Source organism: Pontibacter populi (assembly GCF_040278685.1).
Lineage (GTDB): Bacteria > Bacteroidota > Bacteroidia > Cytophagales > Hymenobacteraceae > Pontibacter > Pontibacter populi.
In genome coordinates this window covers 81,899-99,379 of record NZ_JBEOKT010000011.1, presented here as the reverse complement: position 1 = coordinate 99,379, position 17,481 = coordinate 81,899, and the positions used below count along the sequence as shown (strand labels likewise).

The window sequence follows — 17,481 nt, the reverse complement described above, 5'->3', positions numbered from 1 at the left end:
CATAAAGCTTATGATTAAAAGAAGCTTAGTAAATAACGGTGATTATATCCGAAGTGCTGTAGAGTTACTAGTAGTTTTCAGCTTTTTTAATGATAACCTTATTGTTGATGTCTTCAAAAGTTCTTTTTTATTGAAGGGAGCTATCGGGCTTTTTATTATAACTTTTTGGAAAGAGTTATTTATAGCTGCAAGAAGTAATTATGGTAAAAGAATACTTCTTTTTGTAGCTATTCTTTGCCTTACAATAATTTATAATATAAATGATTATACAATAGGAAGCATATTTGGCAGCTTATCGTTAATTGTTGCGATAATATCAATCACATTAGTATTCTATAAAATTTCTTCTGTAAAAACTCTGACTTTTATTTGGTTTTCGGTTCTGATTTCCATCATTTATTCAATATTTAAAGATCCGCTTTCCGAATATACCTTCAGGAGAGGAGGAGGTACAGGTGATCCAAATGAATTTGCTTCTCATGTTATCGTTTTTTTATTAATTGGCTTAGGTCTATACAGCTTAAGGAAGTATAAGTCTGTTTTAGTGATAACTATTCCTTTCTTTGTGATTGGTATATTAAATGCAGGATCTGTTTCTTCATTGATTGTTAGTTCAATAATCATAGCTATTATAACTGGAGTTACTATAAAGAAAAATCCTAAATCAATTTTTCTAGTTTTTGTAAGTATCATCACAATTGGCTTTAGCTATAATTACATCCTTACTATTGAGGATGTTCAGAATGTAGTTGATCGGGCAAGCTCTAACGAAGGTAATGCTGATGCAAGATTTAAAGCTTGGAATGCAGCTGTTGGTATGTTTGAACATAATCCTATATTAGGTACTGGGGTAGGTAATTTTGTGAAACGTGCATCTGAGTATTCTCATACTAGATTAGAAGAAGGTGGTGAGACTGCACATAATATGTTTCTTTTAATGATAGGAGAAGGGGGCGCTATAGCTGGGTTACTATTTATTTATTTGCTGTATAAATCAATAAATAAGAATGACGTTTTCTCTTCAGGTAACCCTACCTACTTTTACATTTTCCTTTCTTTCCTGGGGCTAACACTTATGGGTATGACCCTGTCTATGACCTATGACAAATACTTTTGGCTTCTTTTTGCTATACAGAATAAAAGTGTGGCTTCTCTTAAGTAGTTTAAATCAAGAAAATTAATAAATGTTGCTTAAAGAGAAGATAGTAAACTTATCGAAGAGGAAATATTTCAACAGCTTTAGTAAAGTATTTGCTTCTACTCTTGCCAATAATATATCAGCTTTTGCAATTACTTTATTGGCAACCAAAGCCTTACCAACTTCTGAATTTGGAGTTTTTGGTTTATATATAGCTATCGTAACAGTTGGAAGTTTAATTTTGAATTTTGGTTTAAATATCTCAACAATAGGGCTCTATAAGCAAGTCAAAGATATTAAACTCTTGTCTATTTCATTACTATGGAATATAACACAAGGAATAATATTAATTCTTTTATCAGGCTACGTATATAAGCTTTTATACTTAGCTTTTCCGTTACTAGAAGGTAGACAAACAGAGGTTACTAATATAGTAATTGCTACAGCGTTATTGAACATTTGGTCTACTATACGATCCTGCGATCAGGCTATTGGAGATTATAAATCATATGCTGTAAATACTTTTATATACTCCGGATTAAGAATTATAACGCTTGGTATTGGGTATTGGTTTTTTGACTCTTCAACTAACTTATTCATATCATCTTTATATGTAATTCCGCTAGCTGTACTTATCACTTATAATTTGATTACTAAGTACGTCCATCAATTTCAGTTTCTTAGCATAAGCTATTTTAGAACTAATTTTTTGAGACTTATAAACTATGGCAAGTGGGTAGTTCTGTCTTCAATTGCTTACATTCTTATTTCGCGCTTGCCCCAATATCAGTTAGCAGGTGCAAACCAAGAACATCAATTGGCATTATATGGAGCATCAGTTACCTTTCTAGGAATAATGTCGCTTGTTAATGATTCTGTCAGGTCCATTCTGCTACCTGAATTAATGGGGCTTAAAACTGTTCAGGAATTAGTAAATTATAAGAAAGTATTGGCAAGCAAATGGCTGATTTTTGCAGGAATCATCATGTTCTTTATTGGATCAGTAACTGGGTTCCAATTACTATTTATGGGACAGGAATACAAGGACTCAATTTTGATTTTTGTGATTCAAAGCTTTGGCTTAGCAACAGCAATGTACATCGGATACTTTAATGTACTAATCCATAGATTAGGAAGGCCAAATATAGAAGCGGTTGCTAATCTTTTAAAACTACTTCTAATGTTAATAGCCATTCAATTTATACCCCAAACTGCTTTAAGTTTTTCAATTGCATTTACTTTTATCTTGGTAGCAGGGGAGGCTGGTACTTATTTAATCTTAAGGTTGTTAGTTATAAAAGAATTTTTAAAAGGCGAGCAATGAGAATATTACACATTATACCAAATTTAGGGAGTGGTGGAGCCGAAAGATTTGTGGTCGATTTAGTTAACACTATGTCTATTAAACATGAAGTACATTTATGCACATTGTATGACTTGAATAAAGATAAAAATGATTTTTTTCTAAATGAGGTAAATACCAGAATTAAACTTCATTCTTTAGGTAAAAAGATTGGTTTAGATATTAAAATATTTTTGAGACTCTATGAGATTATAAAGGATATAAAACCAGACATTGTACATACACATATGGCTTCAATAAATTATACTTTATTGTCTGCTTTGATTTATAAGGTTCCTTTGTATGTTCATACTGTACATAATGACGCATTCAGGGAAGTAAAACATTGGAGTGAGCTTTTAACACGGAAACTCTTCTATAAAAATAGTTTAATACATACTATAACAATATCAAATACAAGTGCTAGAAGTTTTTATGAAGCTTATGGATTTCAAAGCTCAGCAAGGATATATAACGGAAGACAATCACCTGAAAAGACTGAAAATTACAATATAGTTTTTGATGAAGTAGAAAAACTTAAGCGATCATGTAATACTTTAGTATTAGTTAGTGTTGGACGTTTAGTAGGTGCTAAGAACCAAGTCATGCTTTCTAAAGTTGTCGCAAAACTAAGATTTGAAGGTTACGACATTATATTGCTGATAATAGGTGGGGATTATGGAGTAGAAAGTGAAAATATAAAATTACAAATAAGTCAGATTGGGTGTAAGGATATCCATATTCTAGGAACTAGAAAAAACGTTATTGATTATCTTAATGTTGCTGATGCATTTTGTTTAAGTTCTTTATTCGAAGGTTTGCCAATTAGTTTATTAGAAGCAATGTCACAAGGCTGTATACCTGTATGTACTCCAGTAGGCGGTATTCCAGATATCATTATAGATAAGGAGTCAGGGTTTATTGCAAAAGACATAACGGAAGATGAGTATTATATAGCTCTAAAACATTTTTTAAATAGTACAAATAAATCAGAGATCAAAAAAAATGTCATAAAGATTTTCAATAAGCAATTTGAAATAAGTTCTACAGTTGAAAACTATTTAACATTTTATGAACAAAAAAAGTGAAATCAACTGGTCTAGGATTTTATCTTCAAAAGATATGAAAACAAATTCAGATTATTTAAACAATTACATTTGTTATTTGATTTAAATAAATCCTTAATTGAATTACATTAGTATGTTAATTATTGGCACAGTGCCACCTCCAATTGGAGGTGTATCTATTCATTTAGAGAGATTAATATTTAGTTTAAAAGAGAATGGCATTAGCTATAAATTTATTGATTATAGAAAAATGCCTTTAAAAGCATTTTACTATTTTTTTATAGAAAGATGTGTTCATACAAACTTTAGTAACAAAGTACTACGATTTATTGCAGCTTTAATAGGCTATCTTTTTGGCAAAAAGGTGATCATAACATACCATGGCAAGTATGATTTTACTAATTTTTTAGATAAGTACTCATTAAAACTATCATTTAAGTCTTTTGTGCTAAATAATTACTCATATAGTCATGCGGTCAAGGTTCAAAATGATAGAAAGGTTACTCTTATTTCTGCATTTATACCACCCAATAATATAAAGGTAGATGTTAACTTAAGACTTGATATAGAGTTTACTAATTTTTGCAGACAATACAATTATATATTCTGTACAAATTCTCATAGTTATGTAGTTGACAAATTTGGAAGAGACATCTATGGTATAGATACCATAATTACAGCTATCAAAGACTTCAAAGAGGCAGGTTTAATAATTTCCGATCCCTCTGGTAAACTACATAAGATTTATTCAAACTCTTTACCTAATGTTTTCTTTATATCTTATCCTCACTCATTTATCGAGATAATACAGAAATCAAATTGTGTAATCAGGGCAACTACAACAGATGGTGATTCATTAACCATTAAAGAAGCTTTATACTATAAAAAGCTTATAATTGCTTCTGATTGTGTTGATAGAGTTGATGGAGTTCTACTGTTTAACACTGGAAATGTAGAATCTTTAAAGAATAAAATGGCAATAGCAATAACAGGTACTAATCTATTTAAATACGTTGATTTACAGGATGGTTCTTTATCTTTGATTAGTTTTTATAAGAGCCTTATTAAATAAATGTTAAATGTATCAGACAATTTCTTTTTTGGAAAAATTGTCTTTTAATGTAAGTAGATTCAGAGATTCGCCTGTTAAAGTGTTAGTAAGAATAAAGCATTAGTTGATATTCGAATCCGATATTGATACTAAAAACTAGATTATGAGCTTAGCTGTTTTCTTTAAGAATAATCTTAAAAACATCCCTCCACATATTGGGACTTTAATTAATAAAGTCCCTTACTCTTATAGACCTGGATTAGGAAAAATATACGAGAAAAGGAAGGCTGAAATAGAGACATTTGACACTTCTAAAGATGTGCTCAAACTTAAGGAGTTTATATTTACCAGAATGTATGAAATTACGAATTATGCGTATCATAATATTCCTTTTTATAAAGAGTATTATGATACGCATAATTTTATTCCTGCTTCTTTAAGATGTTTTGGGGATTTGCAAAAAATTCCAATTGTTAATAAAGGGATTCTTAGAAACTATAATGTTGAGCAACGAAGTGCCTTACGGAAAAGCAGGTATATTGTAAATACAGGAGGTTCTTCCGGCACCCCATTTAGCCTCTATATCGAGCCTGAATCCATGGGTCATGAATGGGCGCATATGCATCATATATGGGGGAAACTTAATTATAAGCCATCAGACTTAAAGTTAGTTTTTGGTGGCAGAAGTGATTTGAAAGAATTAGTAGAATACGATGTTATCAGAAACCATTTTGCTGTAGATATTTATGCTAGTTACAGTGATGTTTCCAAGAAATTAAAAAAAGTTCTTACTAAATATGAGATCAAATACCTCCATGGCTATCCTAGCTCAATATACGACTTTGCTGTATATTGTAGGGATTATGATACTGAATTAAAGGAAAAGCTGTCTAACATGCTAGTAGGAGCCTTCCTAGGGTCAGAGTACCCTCAACCTCATTATAGGAAAGTTATTGAAGATACATTTGGAGTAAAATCAATTTCTTGGTATGGACATACAGAGAGATGTGTTTTAGCCTATGAAAAGAATGCTCCATTTGTTTATGCGCCTTTTCAAACATATGGTTTTACAGAAGCAGTTGAGAGTGATGAAGATCACAATCTTGTCTCTACAAATTATTACAACTACGCTTCACCTTTGATCAGATATAATACAGAAGATATTATTTCTGATTTAACCTATGAAGGTGAGATATTAAACAGTTTTAAAATAACCAAGGGAAGAGAAGGTGAATTTGTAATCGACAAAAGTGGGAAAAAGATAAACTTGACAGGCCTTATTTTTGGAAGACATCATGACTTGTTTAACTTTTCAAAGTTTATTCAGGTTAAGCAAATTGAAAAAGGTAAAATCGAAATAAATTTCGTTTCTGAAACTCTTAGAGAGGAGGAAGCAGAGAGATTATTTGATACAAGAAACTTAAACTTTGAGGTCAAATTTGTGAAAAGGATAGAGCCTTATAGAACCAGTTCAGGAAAAATAAATTTACTTGTTAAATAAAAGTTTAATGAAACAACTCATCCAGTCATTTAAAACTGGCGAAACGATACTTGAAAATATTCCTGCCCCTCAGGTTAAAAGAGGTCAGGTTTTAATACAAACAACACGCACTTTAGTATCACTTGGTACCGAGAGAATGCTGGTGGAATTTGGTAAAGCTAATTTACTGGATAAAGCCCGTCAGCAGCCGGACAAGGTAAAGCAAGTGATTGATAAGGTGAAGTCTGACGGATTAATGCCTACGGTTGAGGCTGTATTTAGCAAACTGGAGCAGCCACTACCACTAGGCTACTGTAATGTAGGTAAGGTATTAGCTGTTGGTGAAGGTGTAAGCGAGTTCAAAGTAGGCGATAGAGTTGCTTCTAATGGCCCACACGCAGAAATAGTAAGCGTACCTAAAAACCTCGTGGCTGCTATACCTGATAATATTTCGGATGAGGAAGCTGCATTTACAGTAATTGGATCTATCGGTTTACAGGGAATCCGCTTGCTTAACCCTACATTAGGTGAGACTGTCGTAGTCATCGGCCTAGGCCTAATTGGTTTAATTACTGCAGAGCTATTAAAGGCCAATGGGTGTAAAGTGATAGGGGTCGATTTGGATGAGCAGAAGCTAACAATAGCGAAAAGCAAAGGCATTATTCCTATTAACCCTTTTACGACTGACGTTGTAAAATTTGTAGAAGAAGAGACCAATGGTATTGGTGCTGATGGCGTGATCATAACAGCTTCGGCCAAAACAAATGACATTATTTCGCAGGCTGCTCAAATGAGTCGTAAGCGCGGTAGAATTGTGTTGGTTGGTGTGATTGGTCTTAACCTTAGCCGCGCCGAGTTCTATGAAAAAGAATTGACGTTCCAGGTTTCCTGCTCATACGGCCCTGGCAGATACGATGAGTTTTACGAGCAAAGAGGGCAGGACTACCCATTGCCATTTGTACGCTGGACCGAGAAACGAAATTTCGAAACGGTGCTGCAGGCTATCTCCTCAGGTATCCTGGATGTAAAGTCTCTTATTACAGAAAGAGTGTCTTTGGAAGATTATAACAAGATCTACGGTAATATAGGTGCCAGTAAGTCTATTGCATCCATACTTGTTTATCCTGAAGGTGGGGCTGTAGATAAAAGCGCGACAGTAACATTAACTGAAGGAAGCTTTAAAGGCTCAAAAGGAGTTATTGGTATAATTGGCGCAGGTAATTTCACTAAAATGACCATGTTACCGGCTCTAAAAGGCACTGGTGCAGGTTACAAATACATGGCCAGTGCTGGTGGCGTTACAGGCACAGCCTTAGCTAAGAAATACGGGTTTACCCATAGCACTACTAACTACAAAGAGATACTACAAGACCAGGATGTGGACCTTGTAATGATTACAACACGTCATGACCTGCATGCTGGAATGGTGCAGGAAAGCCTTGAGGCAAAAAAGCATGTTTTTGTAGAGAAGCCCTTGGCTCTCAACATAGTTCAGTTGGCTGAAGTAGTTGATGCTTATCAAGCATATGCATTCCCTTATGGTCTTACCCTATCTGTAGGATTTAACAGGAGGTTCTCTCCACACATCCAAAAGATGAAAGAACTGATAGGCACATCACCAGCCCCTATCAACATTGTTGCAACCATGAATGCCGGTTTTATTCCCGACAATGTATGGGTGCATGATTTGCAGATAGGTGGAGGCCGTATTATTGGAGAAGCATGCCATTACCTAGATCTGATGGTATATCTGACTGGCAGCCCGATTAAATCTATCTGTATGAATGCCCTTGGTACAAATCCAGAAGAGAATACAGATAATGTGAGCATACTTGTTAAGTTCGAAAATGGCTCAAATGGAGTAGTGAATTATTTTGCAAATGGGCATAAGAGTTATTCAAAAGAAAGAGTAGAACTGTATTCTCAAGGCCGAACGCTAATCATGGACAACTTCAGAAAAACGGAAGGCTTCGGTTTTAAAGGATTTTCTAAATTAAAAACTGGTCAGGATAAAGGACATGCTGCCCAGTTTAAAAAGCTGATCGAATCTTTAAAGCTTGGAGGCGAACCTCTGATTCCAATGTATGAATTGGTAAATATTACCTTAGCAAGCTTTGCTGCAATCAATAGTTTAAAAACAGGAAACTGGGTTGATGTTAACATGTCAGAGTATCTAAAGAAATCTTCTCATGGGGCTGTTTTAGCATAACCCCTTTGCTTGCTATTATTTTATTCTGAACCTGAATTATTTACGTATGCTTATATCAATTATTGCGGGTGCCCGTCCAAACTTTATGAAAATAGCACCGATTGTGGATGCTATTAAGAGAGCTAAAGACGGTGGCCGTGACATTTCCTACAGACTAATACACACCGGGCAGCATTATGATAAAAAAATGTCTGGAGACTTTTTTGAACAACTTGGTATCCCGGAACCTGATGCAAACTTGGAAGCTGGCGGTGGAACACAGGCAGAGCAAACTGCTGCTATAATGGTACGCTTTGAGAATGAGTTGCAGGAGAACAGACCTGACCTGGTACTTGTTGTTGGTGATGTTACCTCTACCATGGCTTGTGCGATTACAGCCCAGAAGCTACATATTCCAGTTGCTCATGTTGAAGCTGGAATTAGGTCAGGCGACTGGACAATGCCGGAAGAAATTAACCGTTTGGTAACCGACAGTATAACAAATTATTTCTTTACAACATCAGAGGTTGCTAATAAGAACCTGAGTGATTCTGGTATTTCAGATGATCGTATCTTCTTTGTTGGGAATACCATGATTGATACTTTGCTGAAGCAGATGCCAAACTTTAGCAAGCCTTCTTTTTGGGATGAGTATAATCTGGCAGAAAAACAGTATCTGATCATGACATTGCATCGTCCGTCTAACGTGGATGATGGAGCACAGCTTAGTGATTTATTAAATGTACTGGAAGGAGGGAGCCATGATTTACCTGTCATTTTTCCTGTACACCCTAGGACAAAGAATAACCTGGAGAAATTTGGAATTCAGCTGAAAAACGTAAAGACTGTTGACCCATTAGGCTACCTGGAATTTAATTATCTTGTGAAGCATGCAAAAGGAGTAATAACAGACTCAGGTGGGATAACAGAAGAAACCACCGTTATGGGTGTACCTTGCATGACTTTACGTACATCAACTGAGAGACCAGAAACTTGTGATATTGGTACGAATGAATTGTTAGGTACTGATCCTGCAGCGCTATCAAAAGCACTTGAAAAGTTGTTATCTAATGAATGGAAAAAAGGAGGTATTCCGCCATTATGGGATGGACAGACTGCAGGAAGAATAGTGGATAATTTATGTGAAATTTTTGAAGTTTAGGGATGGGAAAAGTGTCCCTGCTTTTTAATACGGTTAAGCATTTAAAAGTAAAGCAAATTATCTATCAGGTGGCCTACAGGGTTTTCAAGATTAAACCCTTAGCCGCTTATAAGTCTTCGTTGCCAATTAAGCAACCTCAATTTTTAAGCTTTTCAGATTTCCTTCCTGATGCTACTTATGCAACTGAGAACGGTGAGTTTCTCTTCTTAAATCAGAAAGTGTCCTTTAAGGAAAAAATTGATTGGGATTATATGGGTAATGGTAAGTTATGGAACTATAACTTACATTACGCTAATTACCTTTTACAGGAAGGTATACCTTTAGCTACAAAGCTCACATGGCTGAGCGATCTCCATAACGCTTTATATAGTAGTAATAAAGGCTTAGAGCCCTATCCAGTTTCTTTGCGAATTATGAATACAATTCGCTTAATTTCCAGACATAAACTGAATGTTACAGATATACTTGATGCACTTGCTGCTGAAGTGAATTTCTTATCTGGTAGGGTTGAGTATCACTTACTAGGGAATCACGTTTTAGAAAATGGTTTTGCTTTGTTGATGGGCGGAGCATTCTTTCAGAAAGAAAACTGGATAGAGCGTGGTCATGAAATTTTAAAGAAGGAGTTAAAAGAGCAAATCCTTTCTGATGGGGCTCATTTTGAGTTAAGCCCCATGTACCATCAAATTATTCTCTACAGAGTATTAGAACTAATTGACTGGTATAGTAACTGGACAGGGGGAAATAGAAACCAATTGAACTTTTATAGAGCTACAGCATCCAATATGTTGAGCTGGCTTGATCAAATGACATTCCGGAATGGTGATATTCCCCATTTTAATGATAGCGCAAATGGTATAACCTATACTTCAAGTGAGCTTTCTGCCTATGCGGGGCATTTGAACATAAAACCAGAGCAGCATTTATCGCTTGATGAATCCGGTTATAGAAAATTTAGTACAGACAAATACGAATGTGTTGTTGATGTAGCAGCTGTAGGACCGACTTACCAGCCCGGCCATGCACATTCTGATGCTCTGGCTTTTATTTTATATGTACATGATACGCCTTTGTTGGTAGAGCGGGGCACCTCAACTTATCAGCCAGATAAGCAAAGAGCTTTTGAAAGATCAACTGCTGCTCATAACACTGTAACACTGAATAACCATAATCAATCAGAAGTTTGGGGTGGGTTCAGGGTAGGAGATCGTGCAGTAGTCAATGTTTTAACAGATGAGGATTCAAGACTCGAAGCGGAACACGATGGTTATATGAAGTTTGGAGTTATCTGTAAAAGAAGTTTTATCTTTGAAAAAAATAAGCTTACGATTAAAGATTCATTTAGAGGGAAACTTGGTGCCGCTGATTCATTGTTTGCATATTTTCACCTTCATCCTGAGGTTAATTTTGTTAAGGAAGATGATACTACCTATTATGCAAATGGTACTGAGATGAAGTTTTCCGGCGCTACTGACCTTTCAATTGATAAGTACGAATTCTCTGAAGGCTTTAATAAAAGGAGAGAAGGACAAGTGATTTGCGTTAAGTTTTTGAATACTTTAGAAACAATTATTAGTTTTTAAGAAAGTTCTTTTGAAAAATATTCTTTATTTATCCTTTTATTTTGAACCGGACCTGTGTGCGGGTTCTTTCAGAAATACCCCTTTGGCAAAAGAGTTGGCTCACCAGTTAAATGGTAAAGCTACGATAGACCTGATAACCACTTTGCCCAACAGGTATAGCTCCTTTCAGGCGGCAGCTCCTGAGTATGAAGAATTAGGTAATTTAAAAGTACACAGAGTTAAAATACCTGCTCATAAAAGTGGGTTTGTAGACCAGATCAAGTCCTTTAAGGCTTTTTTCTCAGAATCTAAGAAACTTGTAAAAGGTAAAAAATACGATCTGGTGTTTGCTTCTTCGTCCAGGTTGTTTACAGCTTACTTAGGTTATACGATTGCCAAAAAGCAGGATATCCCATTGTATTTAGACATACGGGATATTTTTACTGATACCCTAGAAGACGTGTTGCAGAACAATGCTGTACGAGGACTATCTCTCCCTGTACTGCGGAACATTGAAAAGAAAGTGTTTTCTAGCGCAAAACATATCAACCTCATCTCAGAAGGCTTTAAAGGCTACTTTTCTAAATATAATACACCTAACTACTCTTCTTACCCTAATGGTATTGATCCGGAGTTTTTAAAACTCGCGCCCTCTGTCAATACTCTTAAAGAAACCAAAACGATAGTATATGCGGGTAATATAGGTGAAGGGCAAGGTTTACATAAGATCATTCCACAGGCTGCTGCTAAACTAGGCAATAGCTATAAGTTCATTGTAATTGGGGATGGTGGTGCCAAACAAAAACTCGTTGATGCTATAGCTGCTGAAAAAGCTCAAAATGTTGAACTTCGAAATCCCATGTCACGTGCTGAATTGCTAAAAGAGTATAGCGAGGCTGATTTCCTTTTCTTACATCTGAATGATTATGATGCCTTTAAAAAGGTATTGCCTTCTAAAATATTTGAACTAGCAGCTTATGATAAACCTGTAATAGCAGGTGTAGCAGGTTATGCCAACCAATTTATTGATAAATTTGTATCAAATAATATCTTATTTGACCCTTGTGATGTTGAGAGTTTTGTTAGCCAATTAAATTCCTACCAGTATAAGACAGAGCAACGGGATGAATTTATTGAAGCTTTCAAAAGAGAGACAATCAATAAAAAGTTATCAGAATCAATTATATCATACTTGTAGAATGGAAGTTTTAGTTTCAGGATATAATGGGTTCGTAGGAAAGAACTTGATTGAATCACTTGGAAATAATCAAGTGCATGTGCTATCCAGAAACAGGAATAGTACTACAAATACTTTCAGATCAGCAGTTACCTGGAGAGAATTATCGCTGCACCATTTAAAAGATATTGACGCTATAATTCACCTTGCAGGAAAGGCCCATGACCTAAAGAATACCACTAATCCTGAAGAATATTTTCATGTAAATACAGATCTGACTATTAAATTATTTGATTTGTTCTTAGAAAGTAAGACAAAAGACTTTATCTATTTTAGTAGTGTAAAAGCAGTAGCCGACACAGTTGAAGTGATCCTAACTGAAACTGTAAAACCTGAGCCAAAAACACCATATGGCCAATCTAAGCTCAAAGCTGAAGAATATCTTATGAGCAAGAGTTTACCAGAAGGGAAGAGACTTTTTATCTTAAGGCCTTGTATGATTCACGGTCCCGGGAATAAGGGGAATCTTAATCTTTTGTACCAGGTTGTGAAGAGGGGCATACCATACCCTTTAGCTGCATTTGAAAATAAAAGATCTTTTCTGTCAATAGATAATCTGACTTTTATTATTGAGCAGTTGTTAAAAAATCCTGGAATTCCAGGTGGTATTTATAATGTGGCTGATGATGAGCCATTGTCTACCAGAGAAGTGATAATGATAATGGGTCAAGCCAATAATACAGCGCCCAAGCTTTGCTCTTTGTCGCCAGCACTTATAAAGTTCGCTGCATCTATAGGAGATAAGTTGCGCCTACCTTTAAATTCAGAGCGGCTGAAGAAATTAACTGAAAGCTATGTTGTTGATAATAATAAGATAAAAGCGGCAATAGGTGTTGATTCACTTCCTGTTTCTTCCAGGAATGGACTATTAACAACTATAACTAGTTTCGAATAATGATTAAGTATTTACTTATTACACTTGCGCTTATAGTTTGTATACTTATTTATTTTAAAGTTGCAGATCATTTTAACATAATTGATAAGCCTAATACTAGAAGCTCACATACTGCTATAACCACTCGGGGTGGAGGTATAGTTTTTCCTTTCGTTATAATCCTGTATTCAATTTTCTTCCAAGAAGTTTACTGGGGTATAGTAGCGGCTATCTTACTTATCAGTATTATCAGTTTTTGTGATGATGTTTCCAATCTTCCAAACAAAGTGCGATTACTGGTGCACTTGATGTCTGTGTCTCTTTTATTGTTTTCAATTGGGGCATTTCAAACCTGGCCTTTTTGGCTGTTACCAATCGCCTACATAGTTATCATAGGCACCATAAATGCCTATAATTTTATGGATGGTATTAATGGTATTACTGGTTTATATAGCTTGGTTATTTTAAGCTCTCTATATTTTTTAAGTGAAACTATTACGCGTATAGCAGATCAGGCTTTTATTCTTACACCGATTATAGCATGTGTAGTATTTCTTTTTTTTAATTTTCGTAAGAAAGCTAAGTGTTTTGCCGGTGATGTGGGGAGTGTGAGCATTGGCTTCTGGATAATTGCGCTGTTATTGCTTGCCATTTTAGAAACTGAAAACTTGAAGTATATCCTATTCCTGGCAGTGTATGGTGTGGATGCAGTACTTACCATAATACATAGATTAATCTTAAAGCAGAATATCTTCGAGGCGCATAGGCTTCATTTCTATCAAATACTAGCTAATGAGCGTAAAGTAAACCATTTAATAGTTTCATCTATTTATGGTTTTGTTCAATTGCTGATTAATATATTTATCTTATCAACTGAGTTTGGCTTATTTGCTTACGCGCTGTTTGTTATAGTTCCTCTTTCAATAATTTATATCGTTGTAAAGCCAAGACTAATGGCAAAAGCAATTAAGCCTAGTATGGTTGCAAAATAAGTATAGCTAGTAGCAACAGCTTTTAGCTTAAGCTCTTATATCAATAAATGAGCAATTACCGACAATATATTAAGCCTTTGGTAGATGTTATTTTTGCATCGATCGCTCTCGTTATATTATTGCCGGTTTTATTCCTGATCACTTTGATTCAGATGTTCCTTTATAAAGGTTCTCCACTTTTCTTACAAAGGCGCCCTGGTAGAAATGAGAAACTTTTTACTTTGATCAAGTTCAGAACTATGCTTGATACAAAAAATGAATTCGGAAGTCTACTAACAGATCAGAAAAGGATTACTACATTTGGTTTATTTCTTAGATCAACCTCTCTGGATGAATTACCTCAATTAATTAATGTATTAAAAGGTGAAATGAGCTTAGTAGGGCCACGTCCGCTGTTAATTGAATACTTACCATTTTATAACAACTATCAGAAAAGAAGACATTTAGTTAAGCCAGGTATTACCGGTTGGGCTCAGGTAAATGGCCGGGATAATATTAGCTGGGAACAAAAGTTTGACTTTGATGTCTGGTATGTAGAAAATATTTCGTTTGGCTTAGATATTAAGATCCTTTTCAAAACTACCGAAACATTGATAAAAAATAGAAATCTAAAGAAAGAGCAAACGCAAGTAGTAAAATTTAAAGGCTCAAATTTTCAAAAGGATTCTTAAGTTTCTATTTAAATTTAATCAAATATATAATATGTATTTATACGGTGCTGGCGGCCATGCAAAAGTGATTATAGATATACTAAGTAATTCAGGCATTTCCATTGGTGGCATATTTGATGATAATTCACTCTTGACTGAAGTTAATAGTTGTAGAGTCTTAGGCAACTATAAGGGGCAATTACTTGATGCCCCACTCATTATAAGTATAGGAAATAATTCTGTACGTGCTAAAATAGCGCAGCAGCTAAATATAGAATTTGGTATTGCAATCCACAAGAGTGCTGTTGTTTCTCCGTCAACTATAATAAATAAAGGAACTGTTATTGTACAAGGTGCCATTATACAAGCAAATGCTAATATTGGCTGCCATGTAATTGTAAATACAAATGCCAGCATTGATCATGACTGCGTAATTGAAGACTATGTACACATTTCGCCTGGGGCTGTTCTCTGCGGTCATGTAACAATAGGGGAGGGCACACATTTAGGTGCGGGTACAGTTGTTACACCAGGAGTAGCTATAGGCAAGTGGTGTAAAATAAATGCTGGTGCCGTAGTTACTAGCAATATTCCTGATTACTCTGTAATTACTATGAAGCAATCTTAAATAAATAGATCATAAATAGTACGTTAAATTTAAAGTACAGACCTGGTATTTAATTCTATAATATAATTTATATATAAAGTGCTGGGTGTCTAGTGTTTGTGAAAGTATTATAAACTGATAATACAAATTTTCGTAAATTGCCGTTCTGTTTACATGCTACTATAGAACATTCACCCAGTTATGAAACTATACTTACTTAATAAATCATTACCTAAATGGATCATTCTGCTGATCGATCAGGTGATTGCCAGTTGGGCTTTTGTCTTTTCTTTTCTATTAATCCGCCAGTTTGAGTTTACCGATCTTTTAAGAGGCCACTTTACAATTTACGTAGGTCTTTACTGCCTTGTGTACCTATGTACTTCGTACCTGATGCGCATACATACAGGTCTTATTCGTTATTCAGGAACCCAGGATATTTTCCGCATATTCACAGCAGTACTTACATCGAGCTTAGTTTATGGGGCTGCGGTTGCTATAGTTGTAGGACCAATGTTTCACTTGCAGAATGTAAATATTTTTGTTGTTCTGTTAGTTAACTTCTTCATTTCTTCTTCGCTGTTGATCATGCTTCGCATAGGAGCAAAGGGAGTGTTCTACTACATTAAGCGTAGTACATCCGGTGAAAGAGAAACGGTGATGATCTATGGCTCAAATGGGTATTCTTTGCTGGTAAAGCAGGCTCTGGAAACGAGCGGAATGGGTAAATATATTATTGCCGGCTTTATAGATGATAATCCGAATAAGGTAGATAAAACAATCCAACAGGTTAGAGTATATCGTGGTAAGGATATCAAAAGACTGCACAAAACAATTCATATCGATAAGTTATTTGTTTTAAGTGAGGATCTTAAAACGGATGATAAAAAGAAAGTAATCGAGAAGTGTGTTGAATTAGGAATTAAGGTCCTGACAGTGCCACCTACGGCTGAGTGGATGTCAGGTCATCTTCGATTAAATCAGATTCAGGATCTTAAAATTGAAGACCTGCTGCAACGTCCGCCTATTGTAATAGAGAACAAAAAGTTATCGCGTGACCTTTCCGGTAAGCGTGTTTTGATAACCGGTGGTGCGGGCTCAATAGGGTCTGAGATAGTACGCCAAGTTTTGGGTTATAACCCTGCAATGGTCATTATATGTGATCAGGCAGAGTCACCGCTCCATGAGTTGCAATTGGAGATAGAAGAAGCTTATCCTGGTGCGGAATTGAAACTCTGTATTGCTGATATTCAGAACTTCAACAGGATGTACGCGATCTTTAAAGAGTATAACCCGCACTTTGTATACCATGCCGCTGCCTACAAGCATGTGCCTATGATGGAAAACAACCCGGCAGAGGCAATACTTACGAACGTAATGGGGACTAAAAATCTGGCAGATCTGTCGATGACCTTTGATGTAGAGAAATTTGTGATGATCTCTACAGACAAGGCTGTGAACCCAACCAACATTATGGGGGCTTCCAAGCGTATAGCTGAGATATATATCCAGTCGCTTAACCAGGTAGGGAGAGACAGCTCCAACGGAGAAGGCAAAGCTAAACAGACCCGTTTTATAACTACCCGTTTTGGTAATGTATTAGGCTCCAATGGGTCAGTTATTCCACGTTTCAGGGCGCAGATACAGAAGGGCGGCCCGATTACGGTTACGCACCCGGATATTACCCGCTACTTTATGACCATACCGGAAGCGGTACAGTTGGTACTGGAGGCTGGAACAATGGGCAAAGGTGGAGAGATCTTTATCTTTGATATGGGGGAACCGGTTAAAATCGTAAACCTAGCCAAGAAGATGATCAAGCTTGCTGGGCTTGTTCCTGGAATTGATATTGATATAGTTTATTCTGGTTTAAGACCAGGCGAGAAGCTATTTGAAGAACTTTTAAATGAAGATGAAACTACGATCCCTACACATCATCATAAAATAAAGATTTCGAAGGTAAGGGAATACGAGTACAGCAATGTGGTGAGTGATGTAAGTGAGTTATTGAATCTGAGTAAAAACAGTGACGAGCTGAAAGCGGTAAGGAAGATGAAGTCGATGGTTCCGGAATTCCTCAGTAAGAATTCAAAATACGAAGAGCTTGATTTAAGTAACTAGCATCAACTAT

The 17,481-nt window shown here is 35.7% G+C and carries 14 protein-coding genes; all 14 read left to right on the top strand.

From position 1 onward, the window contains the following. The first annotated feature begins 10 nt into the window (after nt 1-10). The 14 genes from ABS362_RS13175 to ABS362_RS13110 all read left to right on the top strand — a co-directional run bounded on the left by ABS362_RS13175 (nt 11) and on the right by ABS362_RS13110 (nt 17,471). On the top strand, nt 11-1,162 hold the full coding sequence (locus tag ABS362_RS13175; protein ID WP_350412969.1) for an O-antigen ligase family protein: 1,152 nt from the start codon (nt 11-13) through the stop codon (nt 1,160-1,162). A gap of 22 nt (nt 1,163-1,184) precedes the next feature. Further along, nucleotides 1,185-2,462, top strand: coding sequence for an MATE family efflux transporter (locus ABS362_RS13170; protein ID WP_350412968.1), 1,278 nt, complete (start codon nt 1,185-1,187; stop codon nt 2,460-2,462). After that, complete coding sequence (locus ABS362_RS13165) at nt 2,459-3,568, top strand: glycosyltransferase (RefSeq protein ID WP_350412967.1); 1,110 nt, start codon at nt 2,459-2,461, stop codon at nt 3,566-3,568. The genes ABS362_RS13170 and ABS362_RS13165 overlap by 4 nt, the downstream gene beginning before the upstream one ends. Before the next feature lie 112 nt (nt 3,569-3,680). Continuing rightward, nucleotides 3,681-4,619, top strand: coding sequence for a glycosyltransferase family protein (locus ABS362_RS13160; protein WP_350412966.1), 939 nt, complete (start codon nt 3,681-3,683; stop codon nt 4,617-4,619). A 142-nt stretch (nt 4,620-4,761) separates the two neighbouring features. Then, nucleotides 4,762-6,099, top strand: coding sequence for a phenylacetate--CoA ligase family protein (locus ABS362_RS13155; protein ID WP_350412965.1), 1,338 nt, complete (start codon nt 4,762-4,764; stop codon nt 6,097-6,099). Between the two features lie 7 nt (nt 6,100-6,106). Beyond that, nucleotides 6,107-8,287 carry a bi-domain-containing oxidoreductase gene (locus ABS362_RS13150; RefSeq protein WP_350412964.1) on the top strand — a complete coding sequence of 727 codons (2,181 nt, stop codon included), beginning with the start codon at nt 6,107-6,109 and terminating at the stop codon, nt 8,285-8,287. A gap of 46 nt (nt 8,288-8,333) precedes the next feature. Beyond that, nucleotides 8,334-9,428: a non-hydrolyzing UDP-N-acetylglucosamine 2-epimerase gene (gene wecB, locus ABS362_RS13145; RefSeq protein WP_350412962.1), complete on the top strand. Its 1,095-nt coding sequence runs from the start codon at nt 8,334-8,336 to the stop codon at nt 9,426-9,428. 2 nt (nt 9,429-9,430) lie between these two features. After that, nucleotides 9,431-11,011: a heparinase II/III domain-containing protein gene (locus ABS362_RS13140; RefSeq protein WP_350412961.1), complete on the top strand. Its 1,581-nt coding sequence runs from the start codon at nt 9,431-9,433 to the stop codon at nt 11,009-11,011. A gap of 10 nt (nt 11,012-11,021) precedes the next feature. Further along, the gene (locus ABS362_RS13135; protein ID WP_350412960.1) at nt 11,022-12,188 is read left to right on the top strand and encodes a glycosyltransferase family 4 protein; all 1,167 of its coding nucleotides are present in this window, start codon (nt 11,022-11,024) and stop codon (nt 12,186-12,188) included. A gap of 1 nt (nt 12,189) precedes the next feature. Beyond that, entirely contained in the window at nt 12,190-13,122 is a 933-nt protein-coding gene (locus ABS362_RS13130; RefSeq protein ID WP_350412959.1) for an NAD-dependent epimerase/dehydratase family protein, read from the top strand. Continuing rightward, nucleotides 13,122-14,093, top strand: coding sequence for an MraY family glycosyltransferase (locus ABS362_RS13125; protein WP_350412958.1), 972 nt, complete (start codon nt 13,122-13,124; stop codon nt 14,091-14,093). The genes ABS362_RS13130 and ABS362_RS13125 overlap by 1 nt, the downstream gene beginning before the upstream one ends. A 47-nt stretch (nt 14,094-14,140) precedes the next feature. After that, nucleotides 14,141-14,764, top strand: coding sequence for a sugar transferase (locus tag ABS362_RS13120; protein WP_350412957.1), 624 nt, complete (start codon nt 14,141-14,143; stop codon nt 14,762-14,764). A gap of 31 nt (nt 14,765-14,795) precedes the next feature. Further along, nucleotides 14,796-15,371 (top strand): acetyltransferase, encoded by a 576-nt coding sequence (locus ABS362_RS13115; protein WP_350412956.1) that lies wholly within the window; start codon nt 14,796-14,798, stop codon nt 15,369-15,371. Between the two features lie 180 nt (nt 15,372-15,551). Further along, on the top strand, nt 15,552-17,471 hold the full coding sequence (locus ABS362_RS13110) for a polysaccharide biosynthesis protein (RefSeq protein WP_350412955.1): 1,920 nt from the start codon (nt 15,552-15,554) through the stop codon (nt 17,469-17,471). The last annotated feature ends 10 nt before the right edge of the window (nt 17,472-17,481 follow it).

Bases quoted from the DNA above. Each gene is read 5' to 3' on its own strand.
- ABS362_RS13175 (WP_350412969.1), top strand. From the start codon at position 11: ATGATTAAAAGAAGCTTAGTAAATAACGGTGATTATATCCGAAGTGCT.
- ABS362_RS13170 (WP_350412968.1), top strand. From the start codon at position 1,185: ATGTTGCTTAAAGAGAAGATAGTAAACTTATCGAAGAGGAAATATTTC.
- ABS362_RS13165 (WP_350412967.1), top strand. From the start codon at position 2,459: ATGAGAATATTACACATTATACCAAATTTAGGGAGTGGTGGAGCCGAA.
- ABS362_RS13160 (WP_350412966.1), top strand. From the start codon at position 3,681: ATGTTAATTATTGGCACAGTGCCACCTCCAATTGGAGGTGTATCTATT.
- ABS362_RS13155 (WP_350412965.1), top strand. From the start codon at position 4,762: ATGAGCTTAGCTGTTTTCTTTAAGAATAATCTTAAAAACATCCCTCCA.
- ABS362_RS13150 (WP_350412964.1), top strand. From the start codon at position 6,107: ATGAAACAACTCATCCAGTCATTTAAAACTGGCGAAACGATACTTGAA.
- wecB (WP_350412962.1), top strand. From the start codon at position 8,334: ATGCTTATATCAATTATTGCGGGTGCCCGTCCAAACTTTATGAAAATA.
- ABS362_RS13140 (WP_350412961.1), top strand. From the start codon at position 9,431: ATGGGAAAAGTGTCCCTGCTTTTTAATACGGTTAAGCATTTAAAAGTA.
- ABS362_RS13130 (WP_350412959.1), top strand. From the start codon at position 12,190: ATGGAAGTTTTAGTTTCAGGATATAATGGGTTCGTAGGAAAGAACTTG.
- ABS362_RS13125 (WP_350412958.1), top strand. From the start codon at position 13,122: ATGATTAAGTATTTACTTATTACACTTGCGCTTATAGTTTGTATACTT.
- ABS362_RS13120 (WP_350412957.1), top strand. From the start codon at position 14,141: ATGAGCAATTACCGACAATATATTAAGCCTTTGGTAGATGTTATTTTT.
- ABS362_RS13115 (WP_350412956.1), top strand. From the start codon at position 14,796: ATGTATTTATACGGTGCTGGCGGCCATGCAAAAGTGATTATAGATATA.
- ABS362_RS13110 (WP_350412955.1), top strand. From the start codon at position 15,552: ATGAAACTATACTTACTTAATAAATCATTACCTAAATGGATCATTCTG.